Origin of the sequence: Neobacillus terrae, assembly GCF_011393025.1 — a bacterium.
In the GTDB taxonomy this organism is placed as follows: Bacteria; Bacillota; Bacilli; order Bacillales; family Cytobacillaceae; genus Neobacillus_A; species Neobacillus_A terrae.
Genome location: NZ_JAAOEO010000025.1, coordinates 17,707 through 38,551, shown reverse-complemented (window position 1 = coordinate 38,551; position 20,845 = coordinate 17,707). Strand labels below are relative to the sequence as shown.

Genomic DNA, 20,845 nt, shown 5'->3' with positions numbered 1-20,845 from the left:
TGATTATCCCTCCTTCTTTTCTGATACAACGATTGTAATATGGCTTGTGCGTTTGTTAATAGCGCTCGCACGGCCCATTGCACGAGGACGGAAACGTTTTAAAGTTGGTCCTTCGTCGACGAAAGCTTCAGTAACGACTAAGCTATTAACGTCCATTTCATAATTATGCTCGGCATTAGCCATAGCGGATTTCAATACTTTCTCAACGATTGGAGAAGCTGCTTTAGGAGTCAGGTTAAGAATCGCTACCGCTTCACCAACTTGCTTACCTCGAATTAGATCTATTACCAAACGAGCTTTACGAGGAGCAATACGAACTGTTCTTGCAACAGCTTTAGCTTGCATGAAGATGCCCTCCTCTCATTAACGTCTTGTTTTCTTGTCATCATTTCCATGGCCTTTATAAGCACGAGTTGGAGCAAATTCTCCAAGCTTGTGGCCTACCATGTCTTCAGTCACGTATACTGGAACGTGTTTACGTCCGTCATACACTGCAATTGTGTGGCCAATGAATTGTGGGAAGATCGTAGAACGGCGTGACCAAGTTTTAACAACTTGCTTGCCTTCAGTTTCATTTAACTTTTCGATCTTTGTGATTAAATGCTCATCAACAAAAGGTCCTTTTTTCAAACTGCGACCCATGATTGAACCTCCCTTCGTGATTGTTCTACGGCTCGTTTTTGGAACCGTAGGTCAATCCCGTTATTTTTTACGGCGACGTACGATAAACTTATCGGACTTATTTTTCTTCTTACGAGTTTTATAACCAAGTGTTGGTTTGCCCCATGGAGACATTGGAGATTTACGACCGATAGGAGCGCGACCTTCACCACCACCGTGTGGGTGATCATTAGGGTTCATAACAGATCCACGGACAGTTGGGCGTTTGCCTAACCAGCGTGAACGTCCGGCTTTACCGATGTTGATAAGTTCATGTTGTTCATTACCTACTTGACCGATAGATGCACGGCAAGTTGCAAGAATCATACGAACTTCTCCAGAGTTTAAACGTACAAGTACGTATTTGCCCTCTTTACCAAGAACTTGAGCAGATGTACCAGCTGAACGAACTAATTGTCCGCCTTTGCCAGGCTTTAATTCAATGTTGTGAACAACTGTACCAACTGGGATATTAGCCAGTGGAAGAGCATTACCAACCTTGATGTCTGCTTCAGGACCAGCTGTTACTTGCATTCCTACTTCCAAGTTCTTTGGAGCAAGAATGTAACGCTTTTCTCCATCCACATAATTGATTAGTGCGATATTTGCAGAACGGTTTGGATCGTATTCGATAGTGGCAACGCGTCCTGGAATGCCATCTTTATCGCGCTTAAAGTCGATAATACGATATTGACGCTTATGGCCGCCACCTTGATGACGAACAGTTAACTTACCTTGATTATTACGGCCGCCTTTTCTCTTTAGCGGAGCTAGTAGAGATTTTTCCGGAGTGCTAGTTGTGATTTCAGCGAAATCAGAAACTGTCATTCCACGACGACCATTGGAGGTAGGTTTGTACTTTTTAATCGCCATTTTTATTCCCTCCTCTTCTTGTTAGGTTCTTATGCTTCAAAAAATTCGATTTCTTTGCTGTCTGAAGTTAATTTAACAACAGCTTTACGACGTTTGTTTGTGTAACCACCGAATTTTCCCATACGCTTGAATTTACCTTTGTAGTTCATGATGTTAACTTTCTCAACATTAACACCGAAGATTTCTTGAACGGCATCTTTAACTTGAGTTTTATTAGCTCTTACATCAACTTCAAAAGTATATTTTCTTTCAGCCATTAGGTCAGTAGAACGTTCAGTGATAACGGGGCGCTTAATGATATCGCGTGCATCCATTATGCAAGCACCTCCTCTACTTTTTCAACCGCTGCTTTAGTAATGATCAGCTTGTCATGGTTAACAACATCCAAAACATTAATGCTGTTAGCTGTTACTACTGTTATACCAGGAATGTTACGAGCTGATAAAGCTACATTTTCATCAAGGTCAGCAGTTACAACAAGAGCTTTTCTATCAACAGAAAGACCTGCTAATACTGTTTTGAATTCTTTTGTTTTTGGAGCATCGAAAGCAAGGCTTTCTAATACTAGAACGTTTTCTTCAAGAACTTTTGAAGAAAGTGCAGATTTGATAGCTAGACGACGTACCTTCTTAGGTAGTTTATAGCTGTAGCTGCGTGGAACAGGACCGAATACAGTTCCACCTCCGCGCCATTGTGGAGAACGGATAGAACCTTGACGCGCACGTCCAGTACCTTTTTGGCGCCACGGCTTACGTCCACCGCCGGCAACTTCAGAACGAGTTTTTACTTTATGTGTACCTTGACGTAATGAAGCTCTTTGCATAACAATCGCTTCGAATAATACGTGTTGGTTAGGCGCAATGCCGAATACAGAATCGTTAAGTTCGATTTCACCAACCTGTGAACCAGTTTGGTTAAATAATGCTACTTTAGGCATTCCTTTGTTCCTCCTTTCTTATAAATTAATTATGCTTTAACCGCACTTTTAATTTTTAATAATGCTTTTCTCGCACCTGGAACATTTCCTTTGATCAGAAGCAAGTTACGTTCTGCGTCAACTCTAACGATCTCAAGGTTTTGTACTGTTACTTGTTCTCCACCCATACGTCCTGGCAATGCTTTGCCTTTGAATACGCGGTTTGGAGCAACAGGTCCCATTGAACCAGGACGACGGTGATAACGGGAACCGTGAGCCATTGGGCCGCGTGATTGTCCGTGGCGCTTGATAGAGCCTTGGAAACCTTTACCCTTTGAAATTCCTGTTACATCAATTACATCGCCTGCTGCGAAAATATCAACTTTGACTTCCTGACCAACTTCATACCCAGCTAATTCAACTTCGCGTAATTCGCGAACGAAGCGCTTAGGAGCAGTATTCGCCTTTGCAACATGGCCTTTTTCAGGTTTATTTGAAAGCTTTTCACGCTTGTCTTCAAAACCAAGTTGGATTGCTTCATAACCATCGTTCTCAATAGTTTTCTTTTGAAGAACTACGTTAGATGCAGCCTCAACTACAGTTACCGGAATTAAGTCACCATTTTCAGCAAATACTTGAGTCATACCAATCTTTCTTCCTAAGATTCCTTTGGTCATTAGTCACACCTCCTATAATTTATAAAATATCTATTAAAGTTTAATTTCAATGTCGACGCCTGACGGTAAGTCTAAACGCATTAACGAATCGACTGTTTGTGGCGTTGGATTGATGATGTCGATTAGACGCTTGTGAGTACGCATTTCAAACTGTTCACGAGAATCTTTGTACTTATGAACCGCACGCAGAATTGTGTAAATCGTCTTTTCTGTTGGAAGAGGTATCGGACCAGACACCGCTGCACCAGAACGTTTTGCTGTTTCCACAATTTTCTCTGCAGATTGATCAAGAATCCTGTGATCATACGCCTTTAAACGAATACGAATTTTTTGTTTTGCCATTATTTTCCCTCCTTTTCGCCTATTTTTAAAATAGACATTTTCTCCGTGAAAATTTCCCACACACTCGCCATGGCAAAGCGGCCGGGTGTGTCAGCAACCTTCCACTTCATCGCAGTCAAAGACCAACATTGTCTATTATACATAAAACATAAACCAAACGCAACACTGTTTTTGTTTTTTTTTATGCTTCACACACTTTTATTATTATAACGGCTAACATCATACTTTTCAAGGCATTTTCTGCAGCTCCAGAAATAACCACTCGCTTAGGTAGAATCTGTTTTAAAATATGTATTATATAGAAGAAACACGATTTTACTTCTCTATGTAGAACCTGCCGCACTTTGGTTTTAATCAATGCGAAACAATATATATCTAGAAAAACATGAAGTATCAAATTATGTTTTAAAGATTTTCTACTTACTCTCTCTAAACTGGATATTTAGAATTCATTTTGAAAAAAATTTTATTAACATGCAACTGCCTTACCAAAAATACTGGATACACTTATGCTATTACTACGGAGAGAACATTTTTCTGTGAATTAAACTGTACAAAAACCTAAGGATAAGTTTTTTATCTCAAAACAACAAAAAAACAGGCGGATCGTCACCCGCCTGTTTTTAATAGTTACAATTATTATTCAGTGATTGTTGCTACCACGCCAGCGCCTACTGTACGGCCGCCTTCACGGATAGAGAACTTTGTTCCTTCTTCAATCGCAACAGGTGCGATAAGCTCAACAGTCATTTCGATGTTGTCGCCAGGCATAACCATTTCAACGCCTTCAGGAAGATTACAGATACCTGTAATATCAGAAGTACGGAAATAGAATTGCGGACGATAGTTTGTGAAGAATGGAGTATGACGTCCACCTTCTTCTTTTGAAAGAACATAAACTTCAGCTTTGAACTTTGTGTGTGGAGTGATTGATTTCGGCTTAGCCAATACCTGGCCGCGCTCGATTTCTTCACGTGCTACACCACGAAGAAGGGCACCAATGTTGTCACCAGCTTCAGCAAAGTCAAGAAGCTTACGGAACATTTCTACACCTGTTACAGTTGTAGATTTTGGCTCTTCAGTGAAACCTACGATTTCAACAACGTCACCAACTTTAACTTGTCCACGCTCAACACGTCCTGTAGCAACTGTTCCACGACCAGTGATTGAGAAAACGTCCTCAACTGGCATCATGAATGGCTTTTCAGTGTCACGTGTTGGAGTTGGGATATAGCTGTCAACAGCATCCATTAGTTCATAGATCTTTTCTTCCCAAGCAGCTTCGCCTTCAAGAGCTTTAAGAGCAGAACCTTTGATAACAGGAATGTCATCGCCAGGGAACTCATACTCAGTAAGAAGGTCACGAATTTCCATTTCAACTAATTCAAGAAGTTCTTCGTCGTCAACCATGTCACACTTGTTCATGAATACTACAAGGTAAGGTACACCTACTTGACGAGAAAGAAGAATGTGCTCACGAGTTTGTGGCATTGGGCCGTCAGTTGCAGAAACAACTAGGATACCGCCGTCCATTTGTGCAGCACCTGTGATCATGTTCTTAACATAGTCAGCGTGTCCTGGGCAGTCAACGTGTGCATAGTGACGTGCATCAGTTTCGTACTCAACGTGTGCAGTTGAGATTGTGATACCACGCTCTCTTTCCTCTGGAGCTCCGTCAATTTGATCATATGCACGAGCTTCTGCTTTACCTGTCTTTGCAAGAACAGAAGTGATTGCAGCTGTTAAAGTTGTTTTACCGTGGTCAACGTGACCAATTGTACCGATGTTAACATGGGGCTTAGAACGGTCGAATTTAGCTTTTCCCATTAGAGAAATCCTCCTTTAAATTATAAGGTTAAGTATTATAGAGATGGAACTGTGAAAAAGGTCGACTCAGTTTCACAGTTTCCATGCTTACATAAGTAGTTATACTTGATATATAGGTGAAAATCAATTATTCACCTTTATTTTTTTTGATGATTTCTTCAGAAATTGACTTTGGTACTTCTTCATAGTGATCAAAGTGCATAGAGAATACTCCACGGCCTTGTGTACTTGAACGAAGTGCTGTAGCATAACCAAACATCTCTGATAGTGGAACCATTGAGCGAACAACTTGTGCGTTACCGCGAGCTTCCATACCTTCAACACGACCACGGCGTGCAGTGATTTGGCCCATGATATCCCCAAGATATTCTTCTGGAATAACAACTTCTACTCTCATTACTGGTTCCAGGATTACAGGCTGACACTTAGATGCAGCGTTTTTAAGAGCCATAGAGGCAGCAATTTTAAACGCCATTTCAGAGGAGTCAACATCATGGTATGATCCATCGAACAATCTTGCTTTGATATCTACTAGCGGATAACCTGCAAGAACACCTCTATCAAGAGAATCTTCAAGACCAGCTTGTACAGCAGGAATGTATTCACGAGGAACTACACCGCCGACGATTCCGTTTTCAAATTCAAAACCTTTTCCTTCTTCATTTGGAGAGAACTCAATCCAAACGTGTCCGTATTGTCCACGTCCACCTGATTGACGTGCGAACTTACCTTCTACCTGAGCAGAACCACGGAAAGTTTCACGGTACGCAACCTGTGGAGCACCAACATTTGCTTCTACCTTGAATTCGCGACGCATACGGTCAACGATGATATCCAAGTGAAGCTCACCCATACCTGCAATGATGGTTTGACCAGTCTCTTGGTCAGTATGAGCACGGAACGTTGGGTCTTCCTCTTGAAGCTTTTGCAGAGCTTGACCCATTTTGTCTTGGTCTGCTTTTGATTTTGGTTCAACTGAAAGCTGAATAACTGGCTCAGGGAATTGCATAGACTCTAAGATAACAAGGTTTTTCTCGTCACATAGAGTATCACCAGTTGTAGTGTCTTTAAGACCTACAGCTGCTGCAATGTCACCGGCAAAAACCTTAGCGATTTCCTGACGGCTGTTTGCATGCATCTGAAGGATACGTCCGATACGCTCACGCTTGCCTTTTGTAGAGTTTTGGACATATGAGCCAGACTCTAAAGTACCAGAGTAAACGCGGAAGAACGTTAATTTACCAACATAAGGGTCAGTCATAACTTTAAATGCAAGAGCAGAGAATGGCTCCTCATCACTTGAATGACGCTCAATCAGTTCATCTTCATCATCAACAGCATGACCTTTAATTGAAGGAACATCCAGTGGAGATGGAAGATAGTCGATAACTGCGTCAAGCATTAACTGAACACCTTTGTTTTTAAAAGCAGAACCACAAATTACAGGATAGAATTCTACGTTAACAGTACCTTTACGAATCGCTGCTTTCAGCTCTTCTTTAGTGATTTCTTCACCGCCAAGATATTTTTCCATTAACTCTTCATCTAATTCTGCAACAGCTTCTACAAGCTTTTCACGGTATTCTTCGGCTTGTGCTTTATACTCTTCCGGAATTTCACGGACTTCAATATCTGTGCCCAGGTCATTTCCGTAGAATACAGCATTCATTTCAACTAAGTCGATGATAGCCTCGAATTGATCTTCAGCACCAATCGGAAGTTGAATAGGATGTGCATTAGCCTGCAGACGATCATGTATTGTATTTACAGAGTACAAGAAGTCTGCACCGATTTTATCCATTTTGTTAACAAATACTACACGTGGTACACCGTAAGTTGTAGCTTGACGCCAAACTGTTTCAGTTTGAGGTTCTACACCAGACTGTGCATCAAGTACAGCCACTGCTCCATCAAGAACACGAAGGGAACGTTCAACTTCAACTGTGAAGTCTACGTGTCCTGGAGTGTCAATGATGTTTACGCGATGGCCTTTCCATTGTGCTGTTGTTGCAGCAGAAGTGATTGTGATACCACGTTCCTGCTCTTGCTCCATCCAGTCCATCTGAGAAGCGCCTTCATGAGTTTCACCGATCTTATGGATACGGCCAGTATAATAAAGTACGCGCTCAGTGGTAGTCGTTTTACCGGCATCGATGTGAGCCATGATACCGATATTACGAGTGTTATCTAAGGAGAACTCTCTTGCCATTGGGTCTTTCTCCTTCCTAGTATGAAAAATTTTATTTTGAAGGTTAGATTACCAACGATAGTGAGCAAACGCTTTGTTTGCTTCAGCCATTTTATGAGTGTCTTCACGTTTTTTAACAGAAGCACCAGTATTGTTGGCAGCATCAAGGATTTCGTTAGCTAAACGCTCTTCCATTGTTTTCTCACCACGAAGACGAGAATAGTTTACTAACCAGCGTAGACCAAGTGTTGTACGTCGGTCAGGACGCACCTCAACTGGTACTTGATAGTTAGCTCCACCAACACGGCGGGCTTTTACTTCAAGAACTGGCATAATATTTTTAAGCGCTGCTTCGAATACTTCCATTGGCTCTTTTCCAGCACGTTCACGAATGATATCGAACGCATTATAAAGAATAGCCTGGGACTTACCTCTTTTACCGTCTTCCATCATTTTGTTGATAAGACGAGTAACTAACTTTGAATTGTAAAGCGGATCTGGCAAAACGTCTCTTTTTGCTACAGGACCTTTACGAGGCATGTAATTTCCTCCTTTCAGAAAAATCTTCTATTTTTAGAGTTTTTTATTTCTTTGCTGCTTTCGGACGCTTAGTACCGTACTTAGAACGGCCTTGCATACGATTGTTAACTCCAGCTGTATCAAGCGCACCACGAACGATGTGGTAACGTACCCCTGGTAAGTCTTTTACACGTCCTCCGCGAATAAGAACAACACTGTGCTCTTGAAGGTTGTGGCCAATACCAGGAATGTATGCAGTCACCTCAATACCGTTTGTCAAACGTACACGAGCATATTTACGTAACGCTGAGTTCGGTTTCTTTGGAGTCATTGTACCAACACGAGTACATACACCGCGTTTTTGTGGTGAAGATACATTTGTTTGTGATTTCTTGAAGCTGTTGTAACCTTTGTTAAGTGCTGGTGATTTAGACTTTTCCTCTTTTGTTTGGCGAGGTTTACGCACTAATTGGTTAATAGTAGGCATGTTTTTTCCTCCTTTCACGACTTTGTTGACCCACACATCCAGGTGGTTCATTTTTTTGCAAAAACAAAGTTTTTGCAGACTCATCTATCTACAAAAACAGTTTTTAACGGATAATAGCAACAGCTGCCGCACCAACTTTTATTCCACATGCTCTTCCGAGTTTTTTCATCGTTTCGGCATAATGGAAAGGCACATCTTTCTCAAGAGCAATTTTTATAACAGGAGCAGTGAGTTTTGGATCAGCATCCTCCGCTATAATAACCTCTTTAGCAGTACCTTCATTTAGTGCTTTGACTGTCTGTTTTGTCCCTATACTGACTTTTTTAGCCCGTAATACTTTTTCATAAGACATTCTTGATATCCTCCAAAGTATCAGGTGAATAGGAGCACCTTTGATATATTAACATCTAGACAATCTAATGTCAACACAACTTTGAAAAATCATTTTTATGAAAGTTAAAGATTCCTCTAGATTTCACTTCAGGCGCTCCCTTTCCGCGGGTAGTCCGTGAGCCTCCTCGGCTCTCTGCGCCTATGGGGTCTTCCTTGGTCTGTTTTCCCGCAGGGTCTAGCACCTGCTGTTCAAATCAACAAAATTTTTCAAAACATATAAATATCTTGTTTCTTTAAAATGCGGCACCTGCTCAATCGCAAGTGCCGCTAATATAAATTACTCGATTGTCATTTCTTCTGTTTCCGCACCAGCTAGTACAGGTTCAGCCCTTCGGTAACGCTGCATTCCTGTTCCTGCTGGAACAAGTTTACCAATGATAACATTCTCTTTTAGGCCGAGAAGTTCATCACGTTTACCTTTAATGGCTGCATCTGTAAGAACTCTAGTAGTTTCCTGGAAGGAAGCCGCAGACAAGAAGGAGTCAGTTTCAAGAGATGCTTTGGTAATTCCGAGAAGAACTGGACGGCCAGTCGCTGGAAGTTTACCGCTAAGCAGCGCTTTTTCATTCGCATCAGTAAATTGATGTATATCGAGCAAAGTACCTGGAAGAACATCAGTTTCACCAGCATCGATAACGCGCACTTTACGAAGCATCTGGCGTACCATTACCTCGATGTGCTTGTCACCAATTTCAACACCCTGCATACGGTATACTTTCTGTACCTCGCGAAGCAAGTATTCCTGAACAGCGCCAACGTCCCTGACCTTGATAAGTTCTTTAGGGTCGATAGAACCCTCAGTCATTTCTGTTCCACGGTGTACTTTATCATTAACTGCCACTTTGAGTCTTGCTGTGTAAGGAGCCGTATATGTTCTTGACTCAACATCCCCTTGTACAACAATTTCCTGCTGGCGGTCCCGTCCCTCATTAATGCCAACAATCACACCTTCTATTTCAGAAATGACTGCCTGGCCTTTAGGGTTACGAGCTTCAAAAATTTCCTGGATACGAGGCAAACCTTGTGTGATATCATCTCCGGCAACCCCACCAGTATGGAAAGTACGCATTGTTAACTGCGTTCCTGGCTCACCGATTGATTGTGCTGCGATAATACCAACAGCTTCGCCCACTTCAACTTCCTGGCCAGTTGCCAGGTTGCGGCCATAACATTTCTTACATACACCATGACGTGTATTACATGTGAAGGCAGAACGAATATTTACCTCTTCTACACCTGCACCAACAATTGTTTCAGCAAGATCCTCTGTAATCAAACCATTTTCCGGAACCATAATCTCTTGTGTTTCTGGATTCTTAATGGCACGGCGTGCATAGCGGCCAATTAAGCGCTCTTCAAGAGATTCAATGATTTCAGTTCCATCTTTTAAAGCCCTGATAACAAGACCTCTATCAGTTCCGCAATCGTCCTCACGAACAATTACATCCTGCGCCACGTCAACAAGTCGTCGTGTCAGGTAACCAGAGTCAGCTGTTTTAAGAGCGGTATCGGCAAGTCCTTTACGAGCACCGTGAGTCGAAATAAAGTATTCCAATACTGTTAATCCTTCACGGAAACTTGACTTGATTGGGAGTTCGATAATACGTCCAGCCGGGTTGGCCATCAGACCACGCATACCAGCAAGCTGTGTAAAGTTAGATGCGTTACCACGCGCCCCAGAGTCACTCATCATAAAGATAGGGTTCGTCTTGTTCAAGGATTTCATCAGTTTACCCTGAATAACATCCTTTGCCTGGCTCCAGATAGAGATAACACGGTCATAGCGCTCATCTTCTGTAATGAGACCGCGTCTAAACTGCTTCATAACGTTATCGACTTTATGCTGTGCTTCTTCCAAAATTTCCTGCTTCTCTGGAAGTACCACGATATCAGCTACACCAACGGTAATACCAGCTTTGGTTGAATGCTTAAATCCAAGATCCTTCATTCGGTCAAGCATCTTGGATGTTTCAGTGATTTTGAATCGCTTGAATACTTCCGCAATGATATTTCCAAGAATTTTCTTTTTAAACGGATCAACCAATGGAAGGTCTTTAATTCGTGCTTTTATATCGGCACCTTTTTCAACAAAATACTTTTCAGGTGTTTTTACTTCAAGATTATCTCTGGTTGGTTCATTAATATATGGGAACGATTTCGGCAAGATTTCATTAAACACTAGCTTTCCTACTGTTGTAAGAAGAAGCGAGTTGTTTTGCTCTTCCGTAAATGTTTCATTATTCAATGAGCCAGCGTTTACTGCCACTCTTGTGTGCAGATGAACGTAACCATTTTGATAAGCAATAAGGGCTTCATTTGTATCATTGAAGACCATACCTTCGCCTACTGCACCTTCTCTTTCAAGAGTTAGGTAGTAGTTACCAAGCACCATATCCTGGGATGGAGTAACAACTGGCTTTCCATCTTTAGGGTTAAGGATGTTTTGGGCAGCAAGCATTAGCATACGTGCTTCCGCCTGAGCTTCAGCAGAAAGCGGTACGTGAACAGCCATTTGATCTCCGTCAAAGTCAGCATTGTACGCAGTACATACAAGCGGATGAAGGCGGATTGCACGGCCTTCTACTAGTGTAGGTTCAAATGCCTGAATACCGAGTCTGTGAAGTGTAGGGGCACGATTTAGAAGAACCGGATGTTCCTTAATAACTTCTTCTAGTACATCCCATACTTCAGGTGATAATCTTTCGATTTTGCGTTTTGCAGACTTGATGTTGTGAGCCAATCCTTTTTCAACTAGTTCCTTCATAACAAATGGCTTGAAGAGTTCAATTGCCATTTCCTTTGGAAGACCACATTGATACATTTTTAGATTTGGACCTACAACGATTACAGAACGGCCGGAATAGTCAACACGTTTTCCTAACAGGTTTTGACGGAAACGTCCCTGCTTTCCCTTTAGCATATGTGAAAGAGATTTTAACGGACGGTTACCAGGACCAGTAACCGGTCTGCCGCGACGGCCATTGTCAATTAATGCGTCAACAGCTTCCTGAAGCATACGCTTTTCATTTTGAACGATAATGCTTGGAGCACCAAGGTCCAATAAACGCTTTAAGCGGTTATTACGGTTAATTACACGACGGTATAAATCATTCAAGTCAGAAGTGGCAAATCTTCCTCCATCCAACTGAACCATTGGACGAAGTTCCGGAGGAATTACCGGAAGAACATCAAGGATCATCCAAGAAGGCTCATTGCCTGAACCTCGGAATGCCTCAATTACTTCAAGGCGTTTGATCGCACGAGTACGACGCTGGCCTTGTGCAGTTTTTAATTCCTCTTTAAGAGTATCAGCCTCTTTATTTAAATCGATATCAGAAAGAAGCTTTTTGATCGCTTCAGCACCCATGGCAGCCTGGAATTTACTTCCATACTTCTCACGGTATGCACGATATTCTTTTTCTGATAATAGCTGTTTTTTCTCAAGAGCAGTGTCGCCTGATTCCGTTACAACGTATGAAGCAAAGTAAATAACTTCCTCAAGTGCACGCGGTGACATATCCAAAACAAGACCCATACGGCTTGGAATGCCTTTGAAATACCATATGTGTGATACAGGAGCAGCCAATTCAATATGGCCCATGCGCTCACGGCGTACTTTAGCGCGTGTTACTTCAACTCCGCATCGGTCACAAACAACGCCTTTATAACGGACGCGTTTATACTTTCCGCAGTGACATTCCCAGTCTTTTGTCGGACCAAAAATACGTTCACAGAAGAGACCGTCTTTTTCAGGCTTCAGTGTTCGATAGTTGATGGTTTCCGGTTTTTTTACTTCTCCAAAAGACCAAGAACGGATCTTATCGGGTGAAGCAAGACCGATTTTCATATACTCAAAATTATTAACATCCAGCAAGGGGCCTACCTCCCTTTCGATATCCAGGTTTTCCCTAAACGAGCGGATAAGGCCAAACAACTTTTGCTATTTGGCCTACATTCCGTCTTATTACTCTTTGGAACCTACTTTTTCGGATTCAATACTATTTGTTTCCGGAGCAATGTTTAATGTATCTGATTGATGAATATCATCATCATCATCTGTATCGCGTAATTCAATTTCCTGCTCATCGCTGGAAAGCATCTTAACATCCATGCCCAAGCTTTGAAGTTCTTTTATTAATACCTTGAATGACTCAGGAATGCCTGGTTCAGGAACATTTTCACCTTTAACAATTGCCTCGTATGTTTTCACACGGCCGACAACGTCATCGGACTTCACAGTCAATATTTCCTGAAGTGTATAAGCGGCACCGTAAGCTTCAAGAGCCCAAACTTCCATTTCTCCGAAACGCTGTCCGCCGAACTGAGCTTTACCGCCAAGAGGCTGCTGCGTAACAAGAGAGTAAGGACCAGTAGAACGCGCATGGAGCTTATCGTCAACCATGTGGGCAAGTTTAATCATGTACATGACACCAACAGAGACGCGGTTATCAAACGGCTCTCCTGATCGGCCATCATACAGGACTGTTTTTGCGTCACGGGCCATACCTGCTTCTTCGATAGTTGCCCAAACATCTTCTTCTCGGGCTCCGTCAAATACAGGAGTTGCTACGTGGATTCCTAATGCCCTCGCAGCCATGCCAAGATGGAGTTCAAGCACCTGTCCAATGTTCATACGAGAAGGAACCCCTAATGGGTTTAACATGATATCAACCGGTGTTCCATCAGGAAGGAATGGCATATCTTCTTCCGGCAATATACGGGAGATAACCCCTTTATTACCGTGGCGTCCTGCCATTTTATCGCCTTCATGAATTTTACGTTTTTGAACAATGTACGCACGAACGAGCTGGTTAACACCTGGTGGCAGTTCATCTCCGTCTTCACGGTTAAATACTTTAACGTCAAGAACGATTCCGCCTCCGCCATGCGGAACACGAAGTGAAGTGTCTCGGACTTCACGGGCTTTTTCACCAAAGATAGCGTGTAACAGCCTTTCTTCTGCAGTCAGTTCAGTTACTCCCTTTGGAGTTACCTTACCAACAAGAAGATCTCCATCCTTAACCTCGGCTCCAATTCGGATAATTCCGCGCTCATCCAGATTGCGAAGTGCATCTTCTCCAACGTTTGGAATATCACGGGTAATTTCTTCAGGTCCAAGCTTTGTATCACGGGATTCTGATTCATATTCTTCAATATGAATAGAAGTATATACATCGTCTTTTACAAGACGTTCACTCATAATAATTGCATCTTCATAGTTGTAACCGTCCCAAGTCATGAAAGCAACGAGAACGTTTCGGCCAAGAGCCAGTTCACCAAGTTCCATAGAAGGTCCGTCAGCAAGGATTTCACCTTTTGTTACACGATCTCCTACTGTTACAATTGGACGCTGGTTGTAGCAGGTACCCTGGTTGGAACGAATGAATTTAAGCATTCTGTACTTCTTAAGGTCACCTTTGACTTCCTGTCCGTCCACCTCATGTGTTTCGCGAACCCACACTTCACGTGCTTCAACGTGTTCAACGATACCATCAGATTTACAAATAACAGCCGCTCCGGAGTCTTTACCTGATACATATTCCATACCAGTTCCAACTCTTGGTGCTTCAGGCTGCAGCAATGGAACAGCCTGACGCTGCATGTTCGCACCCATCAAGGCACGGTTGGAGTCGTCGTTTTCTAAGAACGGAATACATGCTGTTGCCGCAGATACAACCTGCTTTGGAGATACATCCATGTAGTCGATTCTATCACGATTAACAACAGTGTTTTCGCCACGGAAACGAGCAACGATATCTTGATCAATGAATGAACCCTCTTCACCAAGGCGTGAATTTGCCTGGGCAACAACATAGTTATCTTCTTCATCCGCAGTAAGGTAGTCGATCCTGGTTGTCACTTTTCCTGTCTCCGGGTCAACCCTTCGATATGGAGTTTCAATGAAACCAAAACGATTTACCTTTGCAAAAGATGATAAGGAGTTGATAAGACCAATGTTTGGTCCTTCAGGCGTTTCAATCGGACACATACGGCCATAGTGAGAATAGTGTACGTCACGCACCTCAAAGCCGGCACGTTCACGTGTAAGACCACCAGGTCCGAGTGCTGATAGACGGCGCTTATGCGTCAATTCTGCAAGCGGGTTTGTTTGATCCATAAATTGCGATAATTGAGAGCTTCCAAAGAACTCTTTAATTGAAGCAATAACTGGACGAATATTAATCAGCTGCTGAGGTGTAATTGTTGCTGTATCCTGAATAGACATTCTTTCACGAACAACACGTTCCATCCTTGATAAGCCAATACGGAACTGGTTCTGCAGCAATTCACCAACAGAACGAAGGCGGCGGTTACCCAGATGGTCAATATCATCTGTATCTCCAACCCCGTGCAGCAGGTTAAAGAAATAGCTGATGGATGAAATGATATCAGAAGGGGAAATATTCTTCACCGCTTCTTCAACATAAGCATTTCCAATTACATTAATTACCTTTTCATTCTCATCATTAGGAGCGTAAATCTTAATGGATTGAAGGAGAATGTCATCCTCTACTACCCCACCCGATGGATGGAAATTACCGAAATTAATGTTCTTTTCAAGTGCAGGGATGATTCTGTCCAGATTACGGCGGTCAAGAAGTGTTCCTTTATCCGCAATAATTTCACCTGTATCCGGATCAACCAAGGCCTCTGCAAGACGCTGTCCAAACAGACGGTTTTTAATATGAAGCTTTTTATTAATTTTATAGCGGCCTACATTTGCCAGGTCGTAACGCTTAGGGTCGAAAAATCTTGAAACCAAAAGACTCTTTGCATTATCAACTGTTGGCGGTTCACCTGGGCGAAGTCGCTCGTAAATTTCAAGCAGTGCTTTTTCAACACTTTCGGTATTGTCTTTTTCAAGCGTGTTTCGGATATATTCATTATCTCCGATTAACTCGATGATTTCTTGATCAGAGCCGACCCCAAGGGCACGCAAAAGAACCGTAACGGGCAATTTCCGAGTACGATCTATCCTGACATACACGACGTCTTTTGCGTCGGTTTCATATTCCAGCCAGGCGCCGCGATTCGGGATCACAGTAGCAGTGAATCCTCTTTTTCCGTTTTTATCGACTTTTCCGCTGAAATAAACACTCGGAGATCGAACCAGCTGAGAAACGATAACACGTTCCGCACCATTAATTACAAAGGTGCCTGTCTCAGTCATAAGCGGGAAATCGCCCATGAAAACTTCCTGGTCTTTTACTTCTCCTGTTTCTTTGTTTAAAAGACGCACTTTAACACGCAGTGGTGCGGCATAAGTAACATCTCTCTCTTTTGATTCCGGAACGGAATACTTTGGTTCGCCAAGGCTATAATCAATAAATTCCAGTGATAGGTTACCAGTAAAGTCTTCAATTGGAGAAATGTCCTGGAACATTTCACGCAATCCCTCATCAAGAAACCATTGATAAGAAGAGGTTTGGATTTCGATTAGATTTGGTAATTCTAAAACTTCACTGATTCGCGCGTAACTTCTTCGTTGGCGGTGTCGTCCATACTGAACTAGTTGACCTGTCAACTGATTCACCCCTCAAATCAAGCTTTATTAAAATCTATTTGCGCCTTATAAAAAGGGAAAAGTCCAGCCTTTCTATAAGACAAAAAGAAAAAGGGTTTTTTACTTAAAAACCACATTTTCACATTTTTGACTATTATTTTGTCATCTTTTCCGTCTTTATCCACTTTTATACAACAAAAAAGGGTAAAAAAGGGAAAAATCCAGAAATTATTATGTTGGCATTTTACAATATTAACATAGTGACATTTCACAGTCAATCTTTTTTAGCTTTTATGATAAAATAACCTTTTTCTTTCGCCGCAACCTCTGCATCACCAAACAATTCTTTTAATTTTTCAATTGCAGATGGTGCTCCCTGCTTTTTTTGAATAACAACCCACAATTCTCCGCCTTGCATTAAATGATCGTGGCTTTGTTCAAAAATGTCATGGACTACCTTTTTTCCCGCCCTGATAGGAGGATTGGTAAGAATTGCAGCAAACTTTGTTTCTTTCACTCCACTAAGCCGATCACTTTCATAAATCTCCACATTGGCAACGTTATTGATTTTTGCATTTTCCTTTGCCAATTCCAATGCCCGCTCGTTTACATCAACCATATGTACAGACCGTTGCTCATGAAGTTTCGCAATGGAGAGTCCAATCGGGCCATAGCCGCAGCCAACATCCAAAATCTTTCCTTCTATTTCCGGAAGATTGAATGTTTCAATTAAAAGCTGCGAACCAAAGTCTACCTCTCTTTTTGAAAAAACTCCATTATCCGTTTTAAAACGGAAACGATTATTCAAAAGGGTATACTCCCAATGTTTTGGATCACTCTCTGCTTTTTGGGTTCGGGAATAATAATGTTCAGTCAAAATCATCACCTCCAGCGGTGAATAAGTAAGGAAGATACTATAGAGGAAAAACAGATACGAAATGAATTATATTTCATTCAAAAGAGAAAAGCAAAAAAGTAGAATCAAAGCGTAAGCGCACTTAGATAATCAATGTGCTTTTCAAAGATGAAAAACTCGCTGGCCATTTGCTGGACAGTATTCAAATTTTGAGTTTGAAATGAAAACTGGAAATCTAAACAGGCAAAAAAAGCCCGCTTATGCAGCGAGCTTTTTTACAGTCAGATTACTTAACTTCAACGCCAGCTCCAACTTCTTCAAGTTTAGCTTTAGCTGCTTCAGCATCTTCTTTAGAAACGCCTTCTTTAATTGGTTTTGGAGCGTTGTCAACAAGATCTTTTGCTTCTTTAAGTCCAAGACCAGTAAGTTCACGTACAACCTTGATAACTTTGATCTTTTGGTCTCCAGCGCTAGCTAGGATTACATCAAACTCAGTTTTTTCTTCAACAGCAGCGCCGCCAGCAACAGCACCCATTGCTACAGGAGCAGCAGCAGTTACGCCGAATTCTTCTTCAATTGCTTTAACAAGATCGTTAAGTTCTAAAACAGTCATGCTTTTAACTGCTTCAATGATTTGTTCTTTAGTCATGATTATATTTCCTCCTTGGAATTTTAGGTTTTTTATTTTTTAGGCAAAGTGAAGCTTACGCGCCTTGTTCTTCTTTTTGATCTGCAACTGCTTTTGCAGCAAGAGCAAGATTGCGGATTGGAGCTTGAAGTACGCTAAGCAGCATAGAAAGCAAGCCTTCGCGTGATGGCAGTTCAGCAAGAGCTTTAACTTCTTCAACAGAAGTAATATTACCCTCGATTACACCTGCTTTAATCTCTAAAGCTTCGTTTTTCTTAGCGAAGTCATTAAGGATTTTAGCTGGCGCTACAACATCTTCATTACTGAATGCAATAGCATTCGGACCTGTTAAAGCATCATTCAGACCTGAAAGGCCCGCAGCTTCAGCAGCACGACGAGTCATTGAGTTTTTGTAAACTTTGAAATCGATGCCTGCTTCACGAAGTTGTTTACGAAGTTCAGTTACTTCAGCAACAGTCAATCCACGGTAGTCAACAACGATAGTTGATTGGCTAGCTTGGAACTTAGCTGTGATTTCGTCAACGATTTGCTGTTTAAGTTCAATTACATTGCTCATCTTTACACCTCCTGTAGTTGATGCATTTATACCGGGCAAATAAAAACCCCCATATCTGGAAGACATGGAGGTTTAATACAATAATTTATATCGTATTACCTCGGCAGGAAATTAAGCCGGATGGCACCTGCTGTCTTCGGTACAAATGTTTAATTTATTCAAACAACAAAATTGATTATATAAAATACAATTCAAATTGTCAATTTGTATTATTTTACAGTAACAGTTGAAGGATCTACTTTAACGCCAGGTCCCATTGTAGAAGATACAGTAACGTTCTTCATGTAAGTTCCTTTTGCAGCAGAAGGCTTAACTTTAACTAAAGTATCAAAAATTGTGTTGAAGTTTTCAACAAGTTTTTGATCTTCGAAAGAAGCTTTTCCGATAGGAACATGAATGTTTCCTACTTTATCAACGCGGTATTCAACTTTACCAGCTTTGATTTCGTTAATAGCTCTTGTTACATCAAAAGTAACAGTGCCAGTTTTAGGGTTAGGCATTAAGCCTTTAGGTCCTAACACACGGCCAAGCTTACCAACTTCACCCATCATGTCAGGTGTAGCAACGATTACATCGAAATCAAACCAGCCTTGCTGGATTTTGTTGATGTATTCTGCATCTCCAACATAATCTGCACCAGCAGCTTCTGCTTCTTTTACTTTTTCGCCCTTAGCGAAAACTAGTACGCGTTGAGTTTTACCAGTACCGTTTGGAAGAACTACTGCGCCACGGATTTGCTGGTCAGCTTTCTTAGGGTCTACGCCCAGACGGAAAGCAGCTTCAACAGTTGCATCAAATTTAGCGAAGTTTGTTTTCTTCGCAAGTTCAATTGCTTCAGCAATCGGATAAGCTTTAGTATTGTCAACAAGCTTTGCAGCTTCTACATACTTTTTGCCTTTTTTAGCCATTTTTATTTCCTCCTAGATTGTGGTTTTAGCGGAATAACCTCCCACTTGCGACACCCTACAGGGCATCAAGAAAAACACAGGCTTTTCTTCCGTACGAATAAAGGTTGCGAGTGAACAAATTCAGCCTCGCAACCCCAATCATACCAAAACAGTTTCGCCTTGATTAGTCTTCGATAACGATACCCATGCTGCGTGCAGTACCTTCAACCATGCGCATTGCGCTTTCAACGCTAGCTGCGTTTAGGTCAGGCATTTTCTGTTCAGCAATCTCGCGTACCTTATCACGTTTAACTGTTGCTACTTTATTACGGTTAGGCTGGCCTGAACCAGACTGGATTCCAGCTGCTACTTTCAAAAGAACGGCAGCAGGAGGAGTTTTCGTAATAAATGTAAATGAACGGTCTTCAAAAACCGTGATTTCAACAGGAATGATTAAACCAGCTTGATCTGCTGTACGAGCGTTAAACTCTTTACAGAATCCCATGATGTTAACACCTGCTTGACCCAATGCTGGACCAACCGGTGGAGCCGGATTAGCTTTACCCGCAGGAATTTGCAGTTTTACAACTTTAATTACTTTTTTAGCCACGAGACACACCTCCTTAAAGTCCGTGATGTGGTAATAGGGGAAAACCCCTCCCACTCAACAATAGCCTTTATATAAAATAAAGAACTTGATAACATATGTCCAGTCTCGTTGTCCAAGACATACTGACCTATGAAATATTATCACTTTTTACAATTCATTTCAAGTTATTTTGGTATATAGGATGATTTTTCTTTTAAAACCAGTAACTGTCCAGCCCCAATGCCCAGTGTCTATCGACCTTATCGGGCATTTAAGCTTAGCCTTTATAATTTATCAATCTGTGTGAAGTCAAGCTCTACAGGGGTATCGCGCCCGAACATATTAACAAGAACCTTCAATTTAGACTTGTCCTTGTCCATTTCTTCAATGCTTCCTGTGAAGTTAGCAAACGGACCTTCTTTTACTCTGACAGTCTCGCCAATCTCATAATCAACGTCTGCGCGTCTTTCCTCTACACCCATTCTCTTCAGAATCACATTAACTTCTTCAGGCAAAAGCGGTGTAGGCTTAGATCCTGAACCGGCAGAACCTACAAAGCCTGTGACTCCAGGAGTATTCCGGACAACATACCAGGAATCATCTGTCATAATGATTTCAACTAATACATATCCAGGAAAAACTTTACGCTTAACGACTTTCTTTTTGCCGTTTTTAAAATCGGTTTCTTCTTCTTCCGGTACAACCACGCGGAAGATTTTATCTGCCATACCCATTGATTCTACACGTTTTTCAAGGTTAGCTTTAACTTTATTTTCGTAGCCTGAGTACGTATGAACAACATACCAATTCTTTTCCATTCAAGAGGACTTTTAGTCCGTCCCTCCCTGTTTTAAATCTATTATTTCAAACGGCATTAACTTGGTTTTCCACTAATGATGTCTAGCTCCAGCACCTACCCCCT

20 protein-coding genes and 1 other annotated feature are annotated in these 20,845 nt (G+C 41.8%); all 20 genes read right to left on the bottom strand.

The features are described from left to right. Positions 1-3: 3 nt before the first annotated feature. A complete protein-coding gene (gene rplV, locus G8761_RS22800; RefSeq protein WP_166030255.1) occupies positions 4-345 on the bottom strand; it encodes a 50S ribosomal protein L22 in 342 nt (113 codons plus the stop codon). Between the two features lie 18 nt (positions 346-363). Next, a complete protein-coding gene (rpsS, locus tag G8761_RS22795) occupies positions 364-642 on the bottom strand; it encodes a 30S ribosomal protein S19 (RefSeq protein ID WP_027322654.1) in 279 nt (92 codons plus the stop codon). A 60-nt stretch (positions 643-702) separates the two neighbouring features. Next, positions 703-1,533 carry a 50S ribosomal protein L2 gene (gene rplB, locus G8761_RS22790; protein ID WP_166030254.1) on the bottom strand — a complete coding sequence of 277 codons (831 nt, stop codon included), beginning with the start codon at positions 1,531-1,533 and terminating at the stop codon, positions 703-705. A 29-nt stretch (positions 1,534-1,562) separates the two neighbouring features. Beyond that, on the bottom strand, positions 1,563-1,847 hold the full coding sequence (gene rplW / locus G8761_RS22785; RefSeq protein ID WP_166030253.1) for a 50S ribosomal protein L23: 285 nt from the start codon (positions 1,845-1,847) through the stop codon (positions 1,563-1,565). Further along, on the bottom strand, positions 1,847-2,470 hold the full coding sequence (gene rplD / locus G8761_RS22780) for a 50S ribosomal protein L4 (RefSeq protein ID WP_166030252.1): 624 nt from the start codon (positions 2,468-2,470) through the stop codon (positions 1,847-1,849). The genes rplW and rplD overlap by 1 nt, the downstream gene beginning before the upstream one ends. Before the next feature lie 29 nt (positions 2,471-2,499). Then, the gene (gene rplC / locus G8761_RS22775) at positions 2,500-3,126 is read right to left on the bottom strand and encodes a 50S ribosomal protein L3 (RefSeq protein WP_166030251.1); all 627 of its coding nucleotides are present in this window, start codon (positions 3,124-3,126) and stop codon (positions 2,500-2,502) included. Positions 3,127-3,159: 33 nt separating this feature from the next. After that, positions 3,160-3,468 carry a 30S ribosomal protein S10 gene (gene rpsJ, locus G8761_RS22770; protein ID WP_027322659.1) on the bottom strand — a complete coding sequence of 103 codons (309 nt, stop codon included), beginning with the start codon at positions 3,466-3,468 and terminating at the stop codon, positions 3,160-3,162. 639 nt (positions 3,469-4,107) lie between these two features. Further along, complete coding sequence (tuf, locus tag G8761_RS22765) at positions 4,108-5,295, bottom strand: elongation factor Tu (protein WP_166030250.1); 1,188 nt, start codon at positions 5,293-5,295, stop codon at positions 4,108-4,110. Between the two features lie 127 nt (positions 5,296-5,422). Next, on the bottom strand, positions 5,423-7,504 hold the full coding sequence (gene fusA / locus G8761_RS22760; RefSeq protein ID WP_166030249.1) for an elongation factor G: 2,082 nt from the start codon (positions 7,502-7,504) through the stop codon (positions 5,423-5,425). Between the two features lie 48 nt (positions 7,505-7,552). Further along, complete coding sequence (gene rpsG / locus G8761_RS22755) at positions 7,553-8,023, bottom strand: 30S ribosomal protein S7 (RefSeq protein ID WP_166030248.1); 471 nt, start codon at positions 8,021-8,023, stop codon at positions 7,553-7,555. A gap of 43 nt (positions 8,024-8,066) precedes the next feature. Further along, positions 8,067-8,489 carry a 30S ribosomal protein S12 gene (gene rpsL / locus G8761_RS22750; protein WP_027322663.1) on the bottom strand — a complete coding sequence of 141 codons (423 nt, stop codon included), beginning with the start codon at positions 8,487-8,489 and terminating at the stop codon, positions 8,067-8,069. 103 nt (positions 8,490-8,592) lie between these two features. Further along, positions 8,593-8,841: a 50S ribosomal protein L7ae-like protein gene (locus G8761_RS22745; protein WP_166030247.1), complete on the bottom strand. Its 249-nt coding sequence runs from the start codon at positions 8,839-8,841 to the stop codon at positions 8,593-8,595. Positions 8,842-9,159: 318 nt separating this feature from the next. Next, positions 9,160-12,756, bottom strand: a complete 3,597-nt coding sequence (rpoC, locus tag G8761_RS22740; RefSeq protein ID WP_166030246.1) for a DNA-directed RNA polymerase subunit beta' — start codon at positions 12,754-12,756, stop codon at positions 9,160-9,162. Between the two features lie 90 nt (positions 12,757-12,846). Beyond that, positions 12,847-16,407, bottom strand: a complete 3,561-nt coding sequence (gene rpoB / locus G8761_RS22735) for a DNA-directed RNA polymerase subunit beta (protein WP_166030245.1) — start codon at positions 16,405-16,407, stop codon at positions 12,847-12,849. A 253-nt stretch (positions 16,408-16,660) separates the two neighbouring features. Then, positions 16,661-17,263 carry a class I SAM-dependent methyltransferase gene (locus tag G8761_RS22730; protein WP_166030244.1) on the bottom strand — a complete coding sequence of 201 codons (603 nt, stop codon included), beginning with the start codon at positions 17,261-17,263 and terminating at the stop codon, positions 16,661-16,663. 265 nt (positions 17,264-17,528) lie between these two features. Beyond that, entirely contained in the window at positions 17,529-17,891 is a 363-nt protein-coding gene (gene rplL / locus G8761_RS22725) for a 50S ribosomal protein L7/L12 (protein ID WP_166030243.1), read from the bottom strand. 55 nt (positions 17,892-17,946) lie between these two features. Further along, positions 17,947-18,447: a 50S ribosomal protein L10 gene (gene rplJ / locus G8761_RS22720; RefSeq protein WP_166030282.1), complete on the bottom strand. Its 501-nt coding sequence runs from the start codon at positions 18,445-18,447 to the stop codon at positions 17,947-17,949. Between the two features lie 31 nt (positions 18,448-18,478). Further along, positions 18,479-18,605 (bottom strand) — a sequence feature (ribosomal protein L10 leader region). Positions 18,606-18,656: 51 nt separating this feature from the next. After that, positions 18,657-19,355 carry a 50S ribosomal protein L1 gene (rplA, locus tag G8761_RS22715; RefSeq protein WP_166030242.1) on the bottom strand — a complete coding sequence of 233 codons (699 nt, stop codon included), beginning with the start codon at positions 19,353-19,355 and terminating at the stop codon, positions 18,657-18,659. A 163-nt stretch (positions 19,356-19,518) separates the two neighbouring features. Further along, complete coding sequence (rplK, locus tag G8761_RS22710; RefSeq protein WP_166030241.1) at positions 19,519-19,944, bottom strand: 50S ribosomal protein L11; 426 nt, start codon at positions 19,942-19,944, stop codon at positions 19,519-19,521. A 263-nt stretch (positions 19,945-20,207) separates the two neighbouring features. Continuing rightward, positions 20,208-20,741 (bottom strand): transcription termination/antitermination protein NusG, encoded by a 534-nt coding sequence (gene nusG, locus G8761_RS22705; protein ID WP_166030240.1) that lies wholly within the window; start codon positions 20,739-20,741, stop codon positions 20,208-20,210. Positions 20,742-20,845: the final 104 nt, after the last annotated feature.